This window comes from Magnetococcales bacterium (genome assembly GCA_015231925.1).
Taxonomy (GTDB): domain Bacteria; phylum Pseudomonadota; class Magnetococcia; order Magnetococcales; family JADGAQ01; genus JADGAQ01.
The window spans coordinates 1-18,355 of sequence record JADGAQ010000025.1 but is presented as its reverse complement, the minus strand read 5'-3'; the positions used below and the strand labels follow the sequence as shown (position 1 = coordinate 18,355).

Annotated in this window: 20 protein-coding genes; 2 read left to right on the top strand and 18 right to left on the bottom strand. The window is 61.4% G+C overall.

Annotated features, from left to right (window positions below):
• Window positions 1-15 precede the first annotated feature (15 nt).
• From fliE to dnaB, 8 genes are all read right to left on the bottom strand, one after another.
• Window positions 16-315: a flagellar hook-basal body complex protein FliE gene (gene fliE, locus HQL56_04960; protein ID MBF0308859.1), complete on the bottom strand. Its 300-nt coding sequence runs from the start codon at window positions 313-315 to the stop codon at window positions 16-18.
• Window positions 316-335: 20 nt separating this feature from the next.
• A complete protein-coding gene (gene flgC, locus HQL56_04955) occupies window positions 336-761 on the bottom strand; it encodes a flagellar basal body rod protein FlgC (protein ID MBF0308858.1) in 426 nt (141 codons plus the stop codon).
• Window positions 762-798: 37 nt separating this feature from the next.
• Window positions 799-1,218, bottom strand: coding sequence for a flagellar basal body rod protein FlgB (gene flgB / locus HQL56_04950; protein MBF0308857.1), 420 nt, complete (start codon window positions 1,216-1,218; stop codon window positions 799-801).
• Window positions 1,219-1,326: 108 nt separating this feature from the next.
• Window positions 1,327-2,739: an amidophosphoribosyltransferase gene (locus HQL56_04945; GenBank protein MBF0308856.1), complete on the bottom strand. Its 1,413-nt coding sequence runs from the start codon at window positions 2,737-2,739 to the stop codon at window positions 1,327-1,329.
• Between the two features lie 472 nt (window positions 2,740-3,211).
• A complete protein-coding gene (locus HQL56_04940; GenBank protein ID MBF0308855.1) occupies window positions 3,212-3,754 on the bottom strand; it encodes a CvpA family protein in 543 nt (180 codons plus the stop codon).
• Window positions 3,751-5,115, bottom strand: a complete 1,365-nt coding sequence (radA, locus tag HQL56_04935) for a DNA repair protein RadA (GenBank protein ID MBF0308854.1) — start codon at window positions 5,113-5,115, stop codon at window positions 3,751-3,753. Before radA ends, HQL56_04940 begins: the two co-directional genes overlap by 4 nt.
• A gap of 244 nt (window positions 5,116-5,359) precedes the next feature.
• Entirely contained in the window at window positions 5,360-6,526 is a 1,167-nt protein-coding gene (alr, locus tag HQL56_04930) for an alanine racemase (protein MBF0308853.1), read from the bottom strand.
• Window positions 6,519-7,928 (bottom strand): replicative DNA helicase, encoded by a 1,410-nt coding sequence (gene dnaB / locus HQL56_04925; GenBank protein ID MBF0308852.1) that lies wholly within the window; start codon window positions 7,926-7,928, stop codon window positions 6,519-6,521. Before dnaB ends, alr begins: the two co-directional genes overlap by 8 nt.
• Before the next feature lie 77 nt (window positions 7,929-8,005).
• Between dnaB and radC the strand changes: the two genes are divergently transcribed.
• Complete coding sequence (gene radC / locus HQL56_04920) at window positions 8,006-8,722, top strand: DNA repair protein RadC (GenBank protein MBF0308851.1); 717 nt, start codon at window positions 8,006-8,008, stop codon at window positions 8,720-8,722.
• Window positions 8,723-8,836: 114 nt separating this feature from the next.
• The gene (locus tag HQL56_04915) at window positions 8,837-9,775 is read left to right on the top strand and encodes an ankyrin repeat domain-containing protein (protein ID MBF0308850.1); all 939 of its coding nucleotides are present in this window, start codon (window positions 8,837-8,839) and stop codon (window positions 9,773-9,775) included.
• A 37-nt stretch (window positions 9,776-9,812) separates the two neighbouring features.
• Here HQL56_04915 and HQL56_04910 read toward each other — a convergent pair whose 3' ends face one another.
• From HQL56_04910 to rplM, 10 genes are all read right to left on the bottom strand, one after another.
• Window positions 9,813-10,241, bottom strand: coding sequence for a DUF3551 domain-containing protein (locus HQL56_04910; protein MBF0308849.1), 429 nt, complete (start codon window positions 10,239-10,241; stop codon window positions 9,813-9,815).
• Window positions 10,238-10,633: a RidA family protein gene (locus HQL56_04905; protein ID MBF0308848.1), complete on the bottom strand. Its 396-nt coding sequence runs from the start codon at window positions 10,631-10,633 to the stop codon at window positions 10,238-10,240. Before HQL56_04905 ends, HQL56_04910 begins: the two co-directional genes overlap by 4 nt.
• 12 nt (window positions 10,634-10,645) lie before the next feature.
• On the bottom strand, window positions 10,646-12,856 hold the full coding sequence (locus HQL56_04900; protein ID MBF0308847.1) for a bifunctional (p)ppGpp synthetase/guanosine-3',5'-bis(diphosphate) 3'-pyrophosphohydrolase: 2,211 nt from the start codon (window positions 12,854-12,856) through the stop codon (window positions 10,646-10,648).
• 132 nt (window positions 12,857-12,988) lie between these two features.
• On the bottom strand, window positions 12,989-13,393 hold the full coding sequence (gene rpoZ / locus HQL56_04895) for a DNA-directed RNA polymerase subunit omega (GenBank protein MBF0308846.1): 405 nt from the start codon (window positions 13,391-13,393) through the stop codon (window positions 12,989-12,991).
• A 38-nt stretch (window positions 13,394-13,431) separates the two neighbouring features.
• A complete protein-coding gene (gmk, locus tag HQL56_04890; GenBank protein MBF0308845.1) occupies window positions 13,432-14,064 on the bottom strand; it encodes a guanylate kinase in 633 nt (210 codons plus the stop codon).
• A 30-nt stretch (window positions 14,065-14,094) separates the two neighbouring features.
• Window positions 14,095-14,982 (bottom strand): YicC family protein, encoded by an 888-nt coding sequence (locus HQL56_04885; protein MBF0308844.1) that lies wholly within the window; start codon window positions 14,980-14,982, stop codon window positions 14,095-14,097.
• Between the two features lie 233 nt (window positions 14,983-15,215).
• Window positions 15,216-15,473 (bottom strand): YfhL family 4Fe-4S dicluster ferredoxin, encoded by a 258-nt coding sequence (locus HQL56_04880; protein MBF0308843.1) that lies wholly within the window; start codon window positions 15,471-15,473, stop codon window positions 15,216-15,218.
• A 356-nt stretch (window positions 15,474-15,829) separates the two neighbouring features.
• Window positions 15,830-16,873, bottom strand: a complete 1,044-nt coding sequence (locus HQL56_04875) for an N-acetyl-gamma-glutamyl-phosphate reductase (GenBank protein MBF0308842.1) — start codon at window positions 16,871-16,873, stop codon at window positions 15,830-15,832.
• A 570-nt stretch (window positions 16,874-17,443) separates the two neighbouring features.
• Window positions 17,444-17,839 (bottom strand): 30S ribosomal protein S9, encoded by a 396-nt coding sequence (rpsI, locus tag HQL56_04870; protein MBF0308841.1) that lies wholly within the window; start codon window positions 17,837-17,839, stop codon window positions 17,444-17,446.
• An 11-nt stretch (window positions 17,840-17,850) separates the two neighbouring features.
• Window positions 17,851-18,285, bottom strand: coding sequence for a 50S ribosomal protein L13 (gene rplM / locus HQL56_04865; protein MBF0308840.1), 435 nt, complete (start codon window positions 18,283-18,285; stop codon window positions 17,851-17,853).
• Window positions 18,286-18,355: the final 70 nt, after the last annotated feature.

Sequence of the window (18,355 nt, the reverse complement as noted above, 5' to 3'; positions counted from 1 at the left end):
CCGTCAAATATCCGCTTAAACCGGCATACTCATGACTTCCCGATAGACTTCCACCGCCTTGTTGCGCACCTGCATCAGCAGTCGCAAATGCAGTTCCGCCTGGGACGAGGCAATCTGGGCATCGTGAATATCGACACCGGCGTTGCCCAGCATGGCCTTGCGGTTCAGATCCTTGGCCTCCTGCTGCAGCCGGTCCGTCTCTTTCACCTGTTCCGTCAGCATCACGGAAAAGTCCTGCCAGGCGCCGCCCTTACCGCTGCCTCCCGCGATGGAGGGCATGTTCATGGGGCTTAAATTCAGCGGAGGAATGTTCATCAAAGGTTACTCCCTGTCGTTCAGCGTCCGATTTCCAGGGCCTTGAGGGCCATGGCCTTGTTGGCATTGAGAACGGAGACGTTGGCTTCGTAGCTGCGACTGGCCGACATCATGTTGGCCATCTCCGTCACCACGTCGATATTCGGCATGGCCACATATCCGTCGGCGTTGGCGTCCGGATGGGTGGGGTCGTACTGCATGCGCGGCGCGTTGGAATCCACCTTGACCCGGTCCACCGCCACCCCGGTCGCCCCGGCGGCCTGCTCTTCGTTCAAAAACGAGTCGAACGGCTTGGACATGAATATCGGATCCCGCCGTTTGTAAGGCCCACCCTCCGGGGTCTTGGTGGTCTGAGCGTTGGCCACGTTTTCCGCAATCAGGTTCATGCGCAGTCGTTGCGCCGCCAAACCGCTTGCCGTGACACGAAAAGATGACAGAAAGTCCATGTTCCCCTCCCCTGGCCCCAAGGCCTGTGCGTTTCACTCAGCGCGTGGCGCCACCACCGTCGATGACCATGCGCAGTTCACTGATTTGCGAGGACAACGCCTGGCCGGCATAGTTGTACAACAGCTGGTTGGCCGATTGACGGGCCATCTCCTGCTCGACATCGACGCTGTTGCGATCCCCCCTCGGAATGGGAATCTCCACCGCCTGCTGCTCACCGTCGCTGGGCTCGAAAAAGGGTACCGGCATGTGACGCCCGTCGGTGCGCGCCATGGCCATCTCGTCCACCGCCGGCAGGCTCTTCTTCAGCTCATCTTCGAAATCGAGACGCTTGGCCTTGTAACCCGGAGTATCCGCATTGGCGATATTGGCCCCGATGATCTCCTGGCGGCGCTGCCGCAGATCCATCAGGTTCTTCTTGTAGGCACCGTCGACCCCCAACAATCCGAATCCAGGCATGTCCCTCTCCTGTCAAACAATTGACTAATCGCGGGGAACCCACCCCGCTGAGAGGATTTGTGCAATCGGTGTGCCGAGGATGAAACAGACTGGAAAAAAAAGGGGGAATCAGGTCTCTTTGAGCAGGGTCAACTGAGGTTCGTTCTCTTCCATGGAGCAGGCCACGGGATAGAGACCGGTGAAACAGGCGTCGCAATAGCCGCTGACGCCATTGATGGCCTGGTAGAGGCCTTCGATGGAGAGGAACGACAGGGAGTCCGCCGCGATGAAGGCGCACATCTGTTCCAGGGTATGGTTGGCCGCCAGCAACTCGGCGCGGGTGGGTGTGTCGATACCATAGAAACAGGGATGGGTGGTGGGAGGGGAGGAGATGCGCAGATGCACCTCGCTGGCTCCCGCGGCCCGCACCATGGCCACGATCTTGCGGCTGGTGGTGCCGCGAACCACGGAGTCGTCGACCAGCACCACCCTTTTGCCTTTCAGCACGGTGGCATTGGGATTCAGTTTCACTTTGACGCCGAAGTGACGGATCGACTGCTGGGGCTCGATGAAGGTGCGCCCCACATAGTGGTTGCGGATGATGCCCAGTTCGAAGGGAATGCCCGACGCCTGGGAAAAACCGAGGGCTGCCGGAACCCCGGAATCGGGTACCGGAACCACCACGTCGGCCTCCACCGGATGCTCCTGGGCCAGACGGGCCCCGATGCGTTTGCGGGCCTGGTAGACGTTGATCTCGTCGATGGTGGAGTCGGGCCGGGCGAAATAGATGTATTCGAAGATGCACAGATGGCGCCGCATGCTGCGGAAGGGAAAGGTGGAGCGCATGCCGTCCGGGCTGAAGATCAGCATCTCTCCCGGCTGCACGTCGCGCACGAATTCGGCTTCCACCAGATTGAGGGCGCAGGTTTCCGAGGAGATGACGTAGCCATCCTTTCCGAGCCGTCCCAACACCAGGGGACGGAAACCCGCCGGATCCCGCACGGCGATGACATGGCGTTCGTCCATGGCCAACAGGGCGTAGGCCCCTTCCACCTGATGCAGGGCGTCCACCAGCCGTTCCGGAAAGGTGCGGCTGCGGGAGAGGGCCGTCAAATGGACGATGACCTCGGTATCCATGGTCGATTGGAAGATGGAGCCATGGCGTTCCAGGGTCTTGCGCATCTGCACGCCGTTGACCAGGTTGCCGTTGTGGGCTACGGCCATGCCGCCGTAGGCGGTATCCACCACCAGGGGTTGCCGGTTGCGACTGTTGGCGCTGCCGCCGGAGGTGGAGTAACGCACATGGCCGATGGCCATGGGACCGGGCAGATGGGCCAGATCCTGACGTTGGAAGATATCGGCGACCAGACCCTGGTTGCGCTGCACATGGAGAATGCGTTGCTCGGCGGTGACGATACCCGCCGATTCCTGGCCGCGATGCTGCAGGGCGTAGAGTCCCAGGTAGGTCAGGTTGGCGGCTTCGGGATGGTTGAAAACCCCGAAAACGCCGCATTCGTCATGCCAGTGTTCGGCTTCCAGAATATCCAACGTCTGTATCCGGGAGGGGTCGGAGGATTGTTCGAGATCTTATGGTACTCCCCCTTGGCGCGGGGAACCAGGGAGAAATTCAGGGCCGTTGCATTTGAAAATTACGGGGGTCCGGGGGGGATTATCCCCCCCGGCGGGTCCAGGGCAGCGCCCTGGGACGTTTCCGTTGACGTCCAACTCCATGGGGTCCAGGGGGCACCCCTGGGACTTTTCCTTTCGCCGTTGACACGATCATTCCGCTCAATGCGGGCGAGGGGCTGAATAGATACAATTCAGGTAACTATTCAGACCCCTGTTCAGCGCAGCAGATCCGAATCAAAAGAGAAAGGAAAAGTCCCAGGGGTGCCCCCTGGACCCCATGGGGTTGGAGGTCAACGGCAAAAGGAAGAGTCCCAGGGCGCTGCCCTGGACCCGTCGGGGGGGATAATCCCCCCCGAACCCCCGTATATCTGAACAAATACAAAATTCAGGATGGATAGGTTCGGATGGAGGGCTGCACAAAACTCCAACGCCGTTGCAGCGCCGTTCCCAGGAAGGTGGATTCGCCCCGATGCAGGCGACCCACGGCCTGGGCCCCTTCCACCACCCAGGGCATCAGGCGGGATTGACGCGCCGCATCCGGCAGATCCTCGACGGAACCGAGCAGAACCAGCATCGCCGCCAGCATCAGGGTCATGCCGCGACCCACGCCGAGGGCCGCGCCCGCCAGACGCTGCTGCCAGCGAATGGCCTTCTCCTCCTGCTGGAAGGTTTCCATCAGCCGGATCAGTAGCACTCCCACGAACCAACCGCCCAGAAGGGTGAACAGCACCGCCACCCAGGCCGCCAGGGTGGCGCTGGTCAGATGGGGCTGCAAAAACGTCTCCAGGCTGCCGCCGAAAGCCAACAAAGCGGCGATGGCCCCCAGCCAGGCCACCCAGCGCAACCCTTCGCTCCAGGGGCCGCGCACCGCTCCCCACACCAGGGTGGTGCCCACCACCAGCAACAAGGCATAATCCAATGCGTTCATCGCTGTGCATACTCCAGTGCTTCTTCCAGCGTGGCCACTCCGGCCACCGTCATGTTTCCCTGTCGGGCTTCCAGCCGCTTCACGCTGCGGGAGGGCAGCAAACAGCGGGTGAAACCCATCTTTTCCGCCTCTTTCAGGCGCAATTCCGCCTTGGCCACTCCCCGGATCTCGCCGGCCAGACCCACCTCCCCGAAGACCATCAGTCCCGGATCGATGCCCCGGTTCCGGAAGGCCGAATGCAGTGATACCGCCACCGCCAGATCCGCCGCCGGTTCCGCCACCCGGATGCCGCCCGCGACGTTGAGAAAGATGTCGTGGGTGAACAGACCCAGGCCCAGGCGCTTTTCCAGCACGGCCACCAGCATGGCCAGACGGGTGTTTTCGATGCCAAGGGTGGTGCGTCGCGGTTGGGCCATGGGACTGGGGGTCACCAGGGACTGGATCTCCACCAGCACCGGGCGTGTGCCCTCCACCCCGGCGAAGACCACCGAACCCGCCGCTCCACGGGCCCGTTGCGCCAGAAAGACCTCCGACGGGTTGGGCACCTCCACCAGACCCTGCTCCCCCATGGCGAAGACCCCGATCTCGTCGGTGGCCCCGAAGCGGTTCTTCACCGCCCGCAGAATGCGATAGTCGTGGCCCCGCTCCCCCTCGAAGTAGAGAACCGTGTCCACCATGTGTTCCAGCACCCGCGGTCCGGCCAGTTGCCCCTCCTTGGTGACGTGCCCCACCAGGAAGAGGACCGTGTTCAGCCGCTTGGCCAGCTGAATCAGGCGCTGGGCGCACTCCCGCACCTGGGAAACCGTGCCGGCGGCGGCGGGCAGGTTGGCGGAAGAGAGGGTTTGTACCGAATCGACCACCACCACCCGGGGGCGTTGTTTTTCCACCGCCGCCACCACCTCTTCCAGGCTGTTGGCGATCAGGATCCACACCCCCTGTCCGGAAAGTCCCAGTCGGGCGCTGCGCAGCCGCAACTGTAGGGCCGACTCCTCCCCGCTGACGTAGAGTACCGTTTCCCGGCTGCCCAGAGCGGCGGCCGCTTCCAGCAGCAGGGTCGATTTGCCGATCCCCGGATCCCCACCGATGAGGACCGCCGACCCGGCCACCATGCCCCCGCCCAGCACCCGGTCCAGCTCGCTGATACCCACCATCAGCCGCTGCCCCTCCAGCAGCTCCACCTGAGCCAGCGGCACCGGCACGGCCAGGGAGCCCGCGACGGAAGGGGCGGACTTTTGGCTGCCCGCGGCTTCGTGAAAAGCCTGAAGGCTGTTCCAGGCCCCGCAGGACGAGCAGCGGCCCTCCCAGCGGGGATGATCCTCTCCGCATTCGCCGCAGAGAAAACGGGTCCGTTCCCGGGCCATGGCAGCTCCTGAAAGGTGTAAAAAAGACTTTCAATCTTTTAAGTATCAAAAAAAGAAAATGTTCTGTATTTTGACGTTTCTGTTTATAATAGAATTATAAATATTTTATTATAAAACCAAAATTTAAAATCAAAGGATAGAACATTTTCTTTTTTTGATATTTAAAAGATTAAATATTAAAAGTCAAAAGACGCCCCGATATGGAACCTGCCCTTGGGCAACGTCCCTACACAGAGGAAGCAATTCACATGCCGGTCGCTACCGGAAACTCCCGATAGCGTCTGGGCACCCGAGCCCCCAAACGACACAACACCTCATAAGGAATGGTCCCCATCCAGGCGGACATCTCCTCCAACGATATCGCCAACGGCCCATGCCCCCCCAACAACACCACCTCGTCACCCACCCCGACATCGGGACAATCGGTCAGATCCACGGTGACCAGATCCATGCAAACCCGGCCCAGCACCGGCACGCGCCGTCCCCCGACAATGACCTCGGCCCGATTGCTCAAAATGCGCGGATAGCCGTCGGCATAACCAACTGGCAACTGCCCGATGCGGGAGGGACGCTGCAACACCACGGTGTGACCGTAACCCAAGGGCGTGCCCGCCGCCATGTTGCGCACCTGAATGACGCGGGTACACCAGCGCACCACCGGCCGGGGTTCCCAACCGGCCGGCGAAGCCGCCGGAAAGAAGGGCGATCCCCCGTAAAGATGAATGCCGGGCCGCACCCACTGAAAATGAGCCTCCGAAAAGGCCATGATCCCGGCACTGTTGGCCATGGAGACCGGCAAACGCCGCCAGGCCACCTCCGGATGAGCCAAAAGCGCCTGCATGCGCTCGATTTGACGCCAGGTGCCCGGATTGTCCACCTCGTCGGCCACCGCCAGATGGGAGGCAATGCCCGCCACCTTGATGCCCGGCAAACCGTCAAGTACCGACAACACCTGGGGCACCTGCTCCGGATCCATGCCCAAACGACCCATGCCCGTGTCCACCTTGAGGTGAACCCGCAGCCGCTGACCCGCGGGCAGGGCTCCTGCCAAGGCCAAAGCATCGTCCAGGGTGATGAGAAAGGCCTCCGCGCCGATGCGCAGCACCCGCCCCACATTGCCCGCCACCGGTCCCGACAACAGCATCAACGGCGCGGTGACACCACCGGCCCGCAGGGCCTCCCCCTCTTCGACCAGAGCCACGCAGAAACCGGCGGCTCCCGCCCTCTGCAACGCCTGAGCCACCGGCAAGGCGCCCAAACCATAGGCATTGGCCTTGACCACCGGCCAGACCCGCACCCCCTCCCCCACCCGTCGCACCACCTGCCGGAAATTGTCCACCAGCGCAGGCAGATCCACCTCCACCCAATCGGGGCGACCCTCTTCCCGGAACGATTCCGATGCGTCATCCATAGCTGACTTCCGATAAACTCTCAAAACGAGTATAGTTTTTTTGAAAGAGTAACATTATTTTACCTGTAGGACCGTTGCGCTGTTTAGCTACAATCAGCTCCGCCTTGCCCGACAGGTTCGGATCTTCCGGTTTGTAGTACTCCTCCCGGAAGATGAACATGACCACATCCGCATCCTGCTCGATGGAGCCCGATTCCCGCAAGTCCGACAGAATGGGGCGCTTGTCGGTGCGGCTTTCCACCGAACGCGACAACTGGGAGATGGCGATGACCGGCACGTTCAGCTCCTTGGCCACCGCCTTGAGCCCCTGACTGATCTGGGTGATCTCCAGATGGCGGCTTTCGGTGTCGCCGTGACCCCGCATCAGTTGCAGATAGTCCACCACGATCAGCCCGACCTCCTGCTCCCGCCGCAGACGCCGGGCCTTGGCCCGCAGGGCGTTCACCGTGATGGCGGCGGTATCGTCCACGTAGATCGGCGCTTCCGCCAGCTCCTGGGCCGCCGTGCTCAACTTGCGATAGTCGTCGCTGTTCAAATCGCCGGTACGCAGTTTCTGACCCCCCACCCGCGCCATGGAGGCCAGCAGACGGCTGGTCAACTGCTCCTTCGACATTTCCAGCGAAAAGACCGCCACCGGCACCCGATGATGGGTGGCGGCGTTGCAGGCCATGTTGAGCGCCAGCGCCGTCTTGCCCATGGAAGGGCGTCCCGCCACGATCAGCAGGTCCGACGGCTGCAAGCCAGCCAACATTCGATCTAGGTCAATAAAATCTGTCGCCACCCCCGTCACCGCCTCGCGACGGTCCATCAGGCTCTCGATGCGCTCGAACACCGGCCCCACGATGGATTTCATGTCGTAATAGGACGAACGACGGCTGCGCCGGTTCTCCCCCACGGAGAAAATACGGCTCTCCGCCTGGTCCAACATCTCGTCCAACGGCAAACGACGCCGGTAGACATCCTCCACGATGGCCGTGGCCTGCCGGGCCAGATCCCGCCGGATGGCATGATCCCGCACCATGCGCGCATAGGAGAGGGCGTTGGCCGCGGTCGGCACCGTATTGAGCAGATCCACCAGAAAACCGGGCCCGCCCACACTGTCCAGATTGGCGTTCTTCTCCAGAAACTGCTTCAATACCACCGGATCCGCCGGTTCTCCCCGGCGGGCCAGTTCCAGAATGGCGCTGTAGGTGATGCGGTGGGCTTCCGAATAGAAATCTTCCGCATCCAGCAGGTCCGCCACCTGGTCCAAAACGGTCTGATCCAGCAGCAAGGCGCCCAGTACGGATTGTTCCGCTTCCAGGGAATAGCTGGGCTGCCGGGAAAATTCCTGTTCCCGATCGGAAACGCTCGATGGTATAACCGTCGAGATCCGATGGTTTCCTTCACTTTCTGCATCCATGCCCACGCCCTTTTGATTGGTGAAGAGTGCGCCAATGTCAGCCATCAACCACCCGCTCTACCCCGTGCAGCCCCCCCATGGACGATGACGCGGCCCCCGTCGAGGTCGGCACCGCCGACGATCCGTTGAATGCCGGTCATCGCGGCCGCCTGCGGGAACGGTTTCTGCGCGAAGGATTGGAAGGCTTTCCGGACCATCAGGTTCTGGAGCTGCTCCTGTTCTACATCCTGCCCAGACGCGATACCAATCGTCTGGCCCATCAGCTCATCCGTCGCTTCGGCTCCCTCTCCGCCGTCCTGGAAGCCGATCCCGTCGATCTGGCCGGCATCGAGGGTATCGGACGCAACGCCGCCGTCTTTCTCACCCTGTTCCCGCCCCTGACCCGTCGTTATCTGCACGACCGCGCCACCCGGGACAAACCGGCCCTCAATCAGCCGGAAGTGACCTGCCGTTTCGTGGTGCCCCTCATGTTGGGGCGCACGGAGGAGGTCTTCTACGTCCTCTGCCTCGATTCCCGCCTGCGGCTGCTCTTCCCGGCCCTGATCAGCCACGGAACCGTCAAGAAGGCGCTGGTGCATCCCCGCCAGGTGGTGGAAGCCGCCATCCGACACAAGGCCTCGGGCATCATTCTGGCCCACAACCACCCTTCCGGATCGGTCAAGCCATCCCCGGAGGATATCGAATTCACCAAACGCCTGCAGCAGGCTTTGACCGTACTGGACATCCGCCTGCTGGATCACATCATCGTCGCGGGAACCGAAACCTGCAGCATGGCGAAACGCAACCTGCTCTGAATACCACCGTTCCGTGGTGCGCATTTTGCATAATATCTCCCCAAACCGCATCGGTTGGCGTCGAGGCTTGGTCTCGCACACACGGAACACCCAATTTTGCAGGGAGTGGTCGCCATGGAAAGGCTCAAACGGTGTTTGCCGGATCGCCGGCACTGGGTCAATATTCTGACAGTCGGAACCTCCCTGGCCTGGGTGCTTTCCGCCGGAGCCGGAAACAACGAATCCCTGATGGAAGCCGCCCGCCAGGGCAATCGGGATCGGGTGAGCCAACTGCTGCAGAACGGCGATCTGGCCAAGGCCCGCGGCTCCCGGGGAGAGACCCTGCTGCACTGGTCCATTCACCATCGCCAGCCCGACCTGACCGCCCAACTACTGCATCGGGGGGCCAATCCCAACCAGGCGGATCACGATGGCATCACCCCCCTGCACCTGGCTGCCCGCATTGGCGATGCCGAACTGGTCAAACTGCTCCTGGAAGCCGGCGCTCAAACGGACGCCACCACCCGTCGCGGGGCCTCCGCCCTGCACTGGACCGTGGGGGAGGGCCATGAGGAGATCGCCTCCCGCCTGCTCCGCCAGGGGGCCGACGCCAACCTGCCCGATCTGAACGGACATCGTCCGCTGCACTGGGCCGTCGCCGGCGGTCACGCCGAAAGCGTGCGGGTTCTGCTGCAACAAGGCGCCAATCTCCAGGCCACCAGCCACGGGGGAGCCACTCCCCTGCACTGGATCGCCTCCGCTCCCGCCAGCAAACGGTTGGAGCTGACCCGGATTCTTCTCGACGCCGGCGCTCAGGTCAATGCCCAGGACCATCGGGGCCAAACCCTGCTGCATTGGGCCGCCTCCCAGGAGCAGTTGCCCATTGCCCAGGCCCTGTTGCATCACGGCGCCCGGATCACCCTCGCCGACAGCAAGGGACAGATTCCCCTCGACCGCCTGACCGCCCGGGAAGAAACCCTCGACCCCGAACAGAACACCGCCATGCGCTCCCTGCTGACCGTCGCAGCCCATCGGGACAACCCGTCCGCGATGCTGCACATGGCCGCCCGCTGATCCCGACGCCGGGCGGGAGGAGACCCCTCCCGCCCGCTCACGGGGAGGAGGGCCACTCCCGGCTCAACGGCAAGCGCTCATCTCCCGGACGCGGTCTGGGTATCGTTGCGGGACTCCCCTGCCTCCCGTCGATGCCCTCCTCCATCTTGCGCGCGACATGGTTGGGATTGGCGATACAGGCGGCCCGGCGCGGCTGGGCCTTCAATCGACAGCTCTCCAGGGTGGCGTAGGTGCAGTCGGTCTGCCAGCTCTCCACCATACAAAAGGGATTGTCCCCCTGAGGAGCCCGCATCGCCTCCCGGTTGACCTCGCAGGTGCCGTGATTCCCCGCCGCCTGAAGGCAACTCTCCAGATTCTGAAACCAGCAACGCTTGCCGGCGAAATCGGTCACGCAGAACGGCCCCGCCCCGACAGGCCCCGACAGCAAAACCAGTATTCCGCACAACCCGAGTGCGCCGCGTTTCATGTCGGCCCCCGTTCCCCCATACAGGCCACGGCTTCGATCTCCACCCGCGCCCCTTTCGGCAGGGCCGCCACCTGCACCGTGGCCCGCGCCGGATGGGGAGCCTGAAAAAATCGGGCGTAGATCTCGTTCACCGCCGCAAAATCGTCCAGATCCACCAGAAAGAGAGTGGTCTTCACCACCTGGGCCAGATCCCCGCCCGCCGCCTGCAGCACCGCCCGGAGATTCTGCAACACCTGCCGGGTCTGTTCGGCGATGCCCCCTTCCACCAAAACCCCCGTTGCCGGATCCAGAGGAATCTGCCCCGACAGAAAGAGCCACTCCCCGACCCTCACCCCCTGACTGTAAGGTCCGATGGCCTGCGGTGCCGCTGTCGTCGAAACCACGGTAAACATTGCACTCCCCCCCTATCCCAATACCCGCTCCACTCCCAGAACCAGGGGCAGCGCGGACAACCGCCCGATCACCTCGCCCAGATGGCGGGTGCCGGACACCTCCAGCTCCAAAGACAAGGGACACGGATCCCGGCTGGGATCCTGAAAACTGGTGGACAGAATGACCGCCTTCAAATCGGTGGCCACCTGACTGATCTGCATCAGAACCCGGTTGGGCTCCGTCACCATGGCCCGCAACCGCGCCACATGCTTGACCTGGGTATCGACCTGCCAGGGAATGTCTTCGATCCAGCGTTCCGGCTGCCCGGCGAAGACCTGCAGATTGGGACACCCCTTGCGGTGCAGGGTGATGCCTTTGCCCGTGGTCACAATGCCCACCACGGGCTCTCCCGGAACCGGATTGCAGCAACGCGCCACGCTGACGGCCATCTGGTTCAGCGAACCGGTCAACTTCAACCCGCCGGCGCTCTCCCCACGCCGCTCCCCGGACGGACGTTCCGCCGGACGCGCTTTGATCGTGCCCAAACGCCCCGCCAGCTCCGGATAGAGTTTGACCAGCACCTGTATCGGCGTCAACCGCGAAGATCCCACCCGGAAAAGCAGCTCCTCCACGCTCGGCAGGGCCAGCTCCTCCATGGCGCGACGCAACGACTTGTCCGAAAGGGAAATACCCGGTCCGCTTTTGCGGGCTTCCCGCTCCAGCATCTCCCGCCCCATGGCGATCGACTGCTCCCGCTGCTGATCCTTCACCCAGCGGGAGATGCGATACTTGGCCTTGCCGGTAACCACGAACTGCAGCCACGCCGGATTGGGCGAGCGGTTCTTGCCGGTGATCACCTCCACCGTATCCCCGGAGGTAAGGGGCGTCTTCAACGGAACGATGCGACCGTTGACCCGGCAACCCTGGCACTGATCCCCCACCTCGGAGTGGACCGCGTAAGCGAAATCGACCGGAGTGGCACCCTTGGGCATGGCGATGATCTTGCCCCGGGGCGTGAAGACGTAGATCTCCTCCGGAAAGAGGTCGACCTTGACGTTCTCCAGAAACTGCGCGGGATTCTCCGCGCCGCGATGGATCTCCAGAAGCTGCTTGAGCCAGGCATATCCGGTGGCGCCGGTATTCTTCTTCTGGGCCAGGCCGGAATCCTTGTAAACCCAATGGGCCGCCACACCGCTTTCGGCCACCTCGTGCATCTTCTCGGTGCGAATCTGCACTTCGATCTGCTGATCGAACGGCCCGAAGACCACCGTGTGCAGGGATTGGTAACCGTTGCTCTTGGGCAGGGCGATGTAGTCCTTGAACCGTCCGGGAATAGGCCGGAAATCGTTGTGAATCATGCCGAGCACCAGGTAGCAGTCGGCCTTCTTCTTGACGATGATGCGGTAGGCGATGAGATCGAACAGGGAATCCAGGGTGGCGCCACGCCGCGCCATCTTGGTCCAGATGGAGTAGAGGTGCTTCTCCCGCCCCGAGACGGTGCCCACCACCCCCAGCTTGCGCAGCCGCTTGGTCAGAATGGCCACCACCTTGTCGATGGTTTCCGCTCCCCCCTGACAGCGCGCCGCCACCTGATTCTTCAGATCGTTGTAAACCTCCGGCTGGCTGATGCGGAAGCTCAAATCCTCCAGCTCGCTCTTGATCCAATAGACACCCAGGCGATGGGCGATCGGCGCGTAGATCTCCAACACTTCGAGGATCATGCGCTCCGGAGGCTTGCGGGACAGGGCCACATGGGTGCGCAACTGCTCCAGGCAATAGGCCAGTCGCACCAGAATGACCCGAATGTCCCGGGCCATGCCCAGGATCATCTTGCGCACATCCTCCGCCTGAAAATCGACCCGGATGCGTTGCGAAATCTGGGCGACCTTGTGCAACCCCTCCAGCAGAAAGGCCGCATCGTTGCCGAATTGCTCCCGCACCGTCTCCACGGTCATCTGCCCGCGATTGACCGCCTCCAGCAGCAAGCCCGCCGCAATGGAGGCGTTGTCCAGACGCAGACGCAACAGGGTGTCCGACAGGGCGAAGGGTTTTACGAAGACCGGGGGAGCTGTTTCGGCAGGATCGGCGGCAGTGAATGGACCGGAAGAATCGACGGAGGGGAAGTGACTCTGTTCCGCCTGCAACGTCAGGACGGTGCGGCACAGGTTTTCCAGATAGACCTGGTCGGTTTGGGGATTGTATTCCCGAATACGGTCAATGAAGACCTTGCAGGTTTGCCCCACCGGCAGCTCCCGCCGTCAACCCGCTATTGGAAGAAAGACTCCCGCGATCCCGCCCGCTCCCACCGGGGAGACCGCTCCCCGGTTGCAACAGGCCCTCTTCGGGAGAAGCATGACCTCCTCGAAGCAGACGACCTACTCTTCGACGCCGTCACCCTCTTCGAAACCGCCGAAATCGTTGGCCGGGGGCATCTCTTCCAGCAACTCCATATCCCCCGTCTCCGTTTCGTCCAGATCGCTCATGTCGCCCAGCAACCGGGTCTCTTCTTCCATGATCATCTGGGTTTCCAGATCCGGCAGTTGATCGAGATCCTCTTCCTCTTCCCGATCCCGGGGATCTTCCCGAATCTTCAAGGTCTCCACGTCGATAGTGGCCGCCCCGATCTCACGCAAAGCCACCACCGTGAACTTGTCCCGATCGATGGGAACGGTGGCCTCTTCCCCTTTCAAAAGCTGCCTGGTGCGCTTCGCCGCCAGAATCACCAGATCAAAGCGGTTGTTCACCACTTGCAGGCAGTCATCCACTGTCACCCGTGCCATGCCGATACCTCGCTCTTTCGTCTTCCTTGATGAAACCGCTACCCTTGAAACGTGGACAGAATCCCGGCGACCCGATCCATCTGGCGATGCCGTTTCAGGCGTTCCGCCCGAACGATGGCCACCAGCGCCTCTCCGGCCTCTTCGACGCGATCGTTGATCACCAGATAATCGTATTCTTCCGCACGGCCAATGTCACGTCTCGCTTCGCCGAGACGCCGATCAATCTCCGCCTGACCTTCCCGGGCCCGGTTGACCAGACGTTCGGTCAACACCTCCCGGGAGGGCGGAAGAATGAAGATCGACGCCACATCGGCTTCATCCAGATGAGCCCGAATGTGCCGGGCCCCCTGCCAGTCGATGTCGAGCAGCACATCCTCGCCTCGCAGCAGCACCTCCTCCACCGCCCGACGAGTGGTGCCGTAGTAGTTGCCGAAGACCTCCGCCCACTCCAGAAAGGCCCCCTGCTCAACCTGTTCCAGAAAGGATTCGCGCGTCACATAGTGGTAATCGACACCGGCCCGTTCGCCGGGACGTTGATCGCGGGTCGTGGTCGAAACGGAAAAGACCACCCCCGGTACATGCTGCATCAGATGGCGCGTCAAGGTGGTCTTCCCCGCCCCCGACGGTGCGGAGACAATGATCACCATTCCTCGACGGGTGGTCTGCCTCATGGATGCTCCCTGATCTGGTTGAAATATGGACTACTCCAGATTCTGCACCTGTTCACGCAATTTTTCCACAATCACTTTCAGCTCGACACCCAATTGGGAAACAACCCCGTCCTGAGACTTGGAGCAAATGGTGTTGGCTTCGCGATTGAGTTCCTGACAGAGAAAATCGAGCCGACGTCCCACCGGAGTCGAACTATGCAAATTTTTCTCCATCTCTTTGAGATGGATGGTCAACCGATCCAACTCTTCATCGATATCCATGCGCGTCAGCAGATAGACCAGCTCCTGAGCCAGACGCCCGGCATCCACCACCTGACCGGGCAGCTCCTGCACCCGCTCCCGCAGGCGATTCTCCAAATGGGACTTGACCCGGGGCATCTCCTGCCGAATACCCGCCACCAGGGCCGTCATTTCGCCAAGCAGACCCTCGACCAGCTCTTTCAGCCGGGCTCCTTCCGCCAGACGGCTCTGCCGCAATCCCGAAATGGCCTCGTCGAGACAGGCCAGAATGCCTTGCGACAGCGGGGTGGCCTCTTCCTCCGCCTCTCCCTCCGCATGGCGTTTCTCCCGCACCATGCCCGGCCAGCGCAATATGCAGTCCATGGTCATGGAGGAACGCCCCTCGTCCTGCTCAAGCAGGCGGTTTTCCAGCTTCAGCAGAGCGGCCAGCAGCGATTCGTCCAGAAACATCTGCCGCTCGCTGTTCGGCTCCGTCTCCAGAGTCAATACCGCATCCACATGGCCCCGATGAAAATTCTCCTGAAGCTTCCTGCGAGCCGGCAGCTCCGTTTCCGCCTGCTCCTCGGGAACCCGAAGTCCCACTTCCAGGTAGCGTTGATTCACCGATTTCAGCCGCCAAGCCACCCGACTGGACCCGACGACCCGCTGGGCCCGTGAAAAACCCGTCATGCTCTGCATGCCCAAAGCCCTCATTCAATCAAAAAGTATCTCTGCGGATACACGCGGGGTTCGGGGGAAACCATCTCTCCCAGCGAGTCCGGAATCGCCCTGGGATTCTTCCTGCCTCCTCTGTTCCGCCGTTCACTGCGCACCGGTCATGAGGCGAATCGTCACCCATCAAAAAAGGAAAAGGGGCGCTTGACCCAAGCAAACGCCCCTTCCCGACTCCCTCCAGGACTTCGGAATCCGCCTCAGCCGTGGATGGCCTCGTACTTGGCCTGCAACTCCTCTTCGGACTCTTCGTGATCCGGATCGGGAACAATACACTCCACCGGGCAGACCGCCACGCATTGCGGCTCGTCGTATGCGCCTTTGCACTCGGTGCAGAGATCGGAGTGGATGAAATAGATGTCGCGATCCACATCGGAACCATCGGAGATGGCTTCGTTCGGGCACTCGGGAAGGCAAACGTCGCAGTTCGTGCAGTCCTCGGTGATCATCAACGCCATTGTCTTGCTCCTATCGAAAGGGATTTCCCCATGGACGGTACAGCCGAAGAGAGCTAGTTAACAGAGTTGCCCAGGGATGGCAACCCCCCTCTTCAACATCGCAAAAAAAATTCCCCCCTCCAAACCTTCTCCTGCCGAAAAAAGGCAAAATAACGCAAACCTTACCCACACACCCCGACCCCTGCTGCCCTTCACCAGTTCCAGCTCAAGTTGGCAGTCGGCACTTACCGAAGCCAACCGGCAACAGGATCGGCTCCGGAAAAGACCATGGCACGCTCCCCCTCGCACATCGGCGAAAGACCAAAGGCCGGCGAACCCGAAAGGGGGAAATGTCCTGGTGCGCTGCCCTGAAGCGTTTACGGAAAGAGGGGTAACTGCTCCAAGCCCGTGGTTTCCGGCCAACCCAGTAACAGGTTCATATTCTGCACCGCCTGTCCGGAAGCCCCCTTGACCAGATTGTCAATGACGGAAACCACAACCAGAAGGCCGGTGCGCGGATCTGGAAACAGATTGATGAAACAATAGTTTGAACCCCGCACATAGTTGGTGGCCGGAGCCTCTCCGCCGGGCATCAAACGCACAAAGGGGCAATCCCGATAGAAGGCGCGATACAGGGAGGCCCAGTCGTATTTTTCGTTGCCAGGGCACATGCGCAGGTAGCTGGTGGAGAGGATGCCGCGAATCTGCGGCATCAGATGGGGGGTGAAGCGCAAGGCCAGCTTCTTGCCCGCCAACAGGGAAAGCTCCTGTTCCATTTCCGGGATGTGCCGATGTCCCACCACCTTGTAGGCCCGCAGCCCGTCGGCAACCTCCGGATAGAGGTTGCCGAGAGCGGGAGAGCGACCGGCCCCGGAGACGCCCGATTTGCTGTCCACGATGAGGCTCTCCTCCTCGACCAGCCCTTTGCCCAGGAGGGGGGCCAGGCCCAGAATGACGGAGGTGGGATAGCAGCCGGGATTGGCCACCAGTTTGGCTTTGGCAATCGCCGCGCCATGCAGTTCGGGAAGACCGTAGACCGCACCGGCCAGGGCTTCGGTAGCCAGATGAGGGGTGCCGTACCACTCGGCGTAGGTGGCCGGATCGTGCAGCCGGAAATCGGCGGAGAGGTCGATGACCCGCAAGCCCCGATCCAGTAGACCCGGAATGACCTCCATGGAGGTTTTATGGGGCAAAGCGCAGAAAACGAGCTGGCAGGAGTCGGCCAGCAAATCCGGATCCACCTTCTGGCAGATCAGGGACGTTCCCGGAAGGAGGTGGGGAAAGGCGTTCGACAGGGGTTGTCCGGCATATTTTTCGGAGGTTACCTGGGTAAGCTCCACTGCGGGATGGCGGGCCAGCAGGCGGATCAGTTCTCCACCGGTGTAACCGGTTGCGCCGACGATACCAATGGCTGTGGCCATGAAACACCTCGTGCAAATCAGAAAAGACGGTGGGTAGGGTCCAGGGCAGCGACCCGGGACGAAAATACGGGGGTCAGGGGGGAATTATCCCCCCCCCGGCGGGTCCAGGGTAGCGACCCGGGACGAAAATACGGGGGTCCGGGGGGGATTATCCCCCCCGGCGGGTCCAGGGTAGCGCCCTGGGACTTTTCCGTATTCCTCTGTCCTCCATCCTTTCAGGCTCGCCACGCGCAGGGCCATGTTTTTCGGCGGCTTTTTGCCGAAAAACATGGCCAAAAGCGAGCCCGCCATTGGCCTTTGCCACTGGCCAATCGTCCGTTTGATTGGCCAGTGGCAAAGGTCGGATTGCCTGCGACAAAACTGAAAAACATGTTTCGAAAGATCTACAGAAATAATAACAGACACGTCAACTGATAGAACATTTTTTTGATACTTAAAAGATAACATATTAAAAATCAACGAATAAGGCCTGGTTGCAGCAATCTGGCAAAAGACCACCCCCAAACAGGAAAAGGGGGCCAATGGCCCCCTTTTTCCCAATACATCAACCCTGCCCAACCTACCCGTCCATCAACGCTTGGAGAACTGGGTACTCTTGCGGGCCTTGTGCTTACCATACTTCTTGCGTTCGACCGCCCGAGGATCCCGAGTCAGCATGCCGAGTTTCTTGAGGGGGGGACGATGAGCCGGATCCATTCCCACCAGAGCCTTGGCGATGCCGAGACGAATGGCACCGGCCTGCCCGCTGTTACCGCCACCATCGACATTGACCGTCACATCGAAACGGCTGGAGGTTTGCGTCGCGACGAAGGGCTGATTGACCACCATCTCCAACACGGCACGCCCGAAGTACTTTTGAATGGGCTGGGTGTTGATGGTGATCTGCCCGCTGCCCGGCTGCACCCAGACTCTGGCAACGGACTCTTTACGCCTGCCGGTAGCATATTCGGCCTTGACCAGCGACATCGCCTTCTCCTCTAGCTCAACTTCACGGGAAGCGGTTTTTGGGCCTCATGGGGATGTTCGGCACCCCGATAGACCTTCAATTTCTTGGCCATGGCCCGTCCCAGCTTATTCTTGGGCAACATGCCGACCACCGCCCGCTCGATCACCCGCTCGGGATAAGCTCCCTGGAGTTCCTGCTTGACGGATTTGGACTTGATGCCGCCGATGAAACCGGAGTGCCAGTGGAAGAGCTTGTCATCCAACTTGTCACCGGTGAGGCGGATCTTTTCGGCATTGACCACCACGACGAAGTCGCCGGTATCGAGGAAGGGGGTATACATGGCTTTATGCTTGCCACGCAGACGCCGTGCGATTTCGGTGGCGAGGCGCCCCAGAACCATGTTCTCGGCATCCACCAGCAACCACTCGTGGGTGATATCATTTGGTGATGGGATGTAGCTTTTCACGGTTTGGGCTCCAGGATAAAAAAAAAGCTCCTGGCATCGTCCTACTTTCCCACGTCTTGAGACGCAGTAT

Excerpts from the sequence above, each read along its gene's own strand:
- flgC (MBF0308858.1), bottom strand. The coding sequence starts at position 761 with ATGGACTTTCTGTCATCTTTTCGTGTCACGGCAAGCGGTTTGGCGGCG.
- HQL56_04910 (MBF0308849.1), bottom strand. The coding sequence starts at position 10,241 with ATGAAACGCGGCGCACTCGGGTTGTGCGGAATACTGGTTTTGCTGTCG.
- radC (MBF0308851.1), top strand. The coding sequence starts at position 8,006 with ATGGACGATGACGCGGCCCCCGTCGAGGTCGGCACCGCCGACGATCCG.
- rpoZ (MBF0308846.1), bottom strand. The coding sequence starts at position 13,393 with ATGGCACGGGTGACAGTGGATGACTGCCTGCAAGTGGTGAACAACCGC.
- HQL56_04880 (MBF0308843.1), bottom strand. The coding sequence starts at position 15,473 with ATGGCGTTGATGATCACCGAGGACTGCACGAACTGCGACGTTTGCCTT.
- HQL56_04940 (MBF0308855.1), bottom strand. The coding sequence starts at position 3,754 with ATGAACGCATTGGATTATGCCTTGTTGCTGGTGGTGGGCACCACCCTG.
- radA (MBF0308854.1), bottom strand. The coding sequence starts at position 5,115 with ATGGCCCGGGAACGGACCCGTTTTCTCTGCGGCGAATGCGGAGAGGAT.
- HQL56_04915 (MBF0308850.1), top strand. The coding sequence starts at position 8,837 with ATGGAAAGGCTCAAACGGTGTTTGCCGGATCGCCGGCACTGGGTCAAT.
- flgB (MBF0308857.1), bottom strand. The coding sequence starts at position 1,218 with ATGCCTGGATTCGGATTGTTGGGGGTCGACGGTGCCTACAAGAAGAAC.
- alr (MBF0308853.1), bottom strand. The coding sequence starts at position 6,526 with ATGGATGACGCATCGGAATCGTTCCGGGAAGAGGGTCGCCCCGATTGG.
- HQL56_04885 (MBF0308844.1), bottom strand. The coding sequence starts at position 14,982 with ATGCAGAGCATGACGGGTTTTTCACGGGCCCAGCGGGTCGTCGGGTCC.
- gmk (MBF0308845.1), bottom strand. The coding sequence starts at position 14,064 with ATGAGGCAGACCACCCGTCGAGGAATGGTGATCATTGTCTCCGCACCG.
- rpsI (MBF0308841.1), bottom strand. The coding sequence starts at position 17,839 with ATGTCGCTGGTCAAGGCCGAATATGCTACCGGCAGGCGTAAAGAGTCC.
- HQL56_04905 (MBF0308848.1), bottom strand. The coding sequence starts at position 10,633 with ATGTTTACCGTGGTTTCGACGACAGCGGCACCGCAGGCCATCGGACCT.
- HQL56_04875 (MBF0308842.1), bottom strand. The coding sequence starts at position 16,873 with ATGGCCACAGCCATTGGTATCGTCGGCGCAACCGGTTACACCGGTGGA.
- dnaB (MBF0308852.1), bottom strand. The coding sequence starts at position 7,928 with ATGGATGCAGAAAGTGAAGGAAACCATCGGATCTCGACGGTTATACCA.
- fliE (MBF0308859.1), bottom strand. The coding sequence starts at position 315 with ATGAACATTCCTCCGCTGAATTTAAGCCCCATGAACATGCCCTCCATC.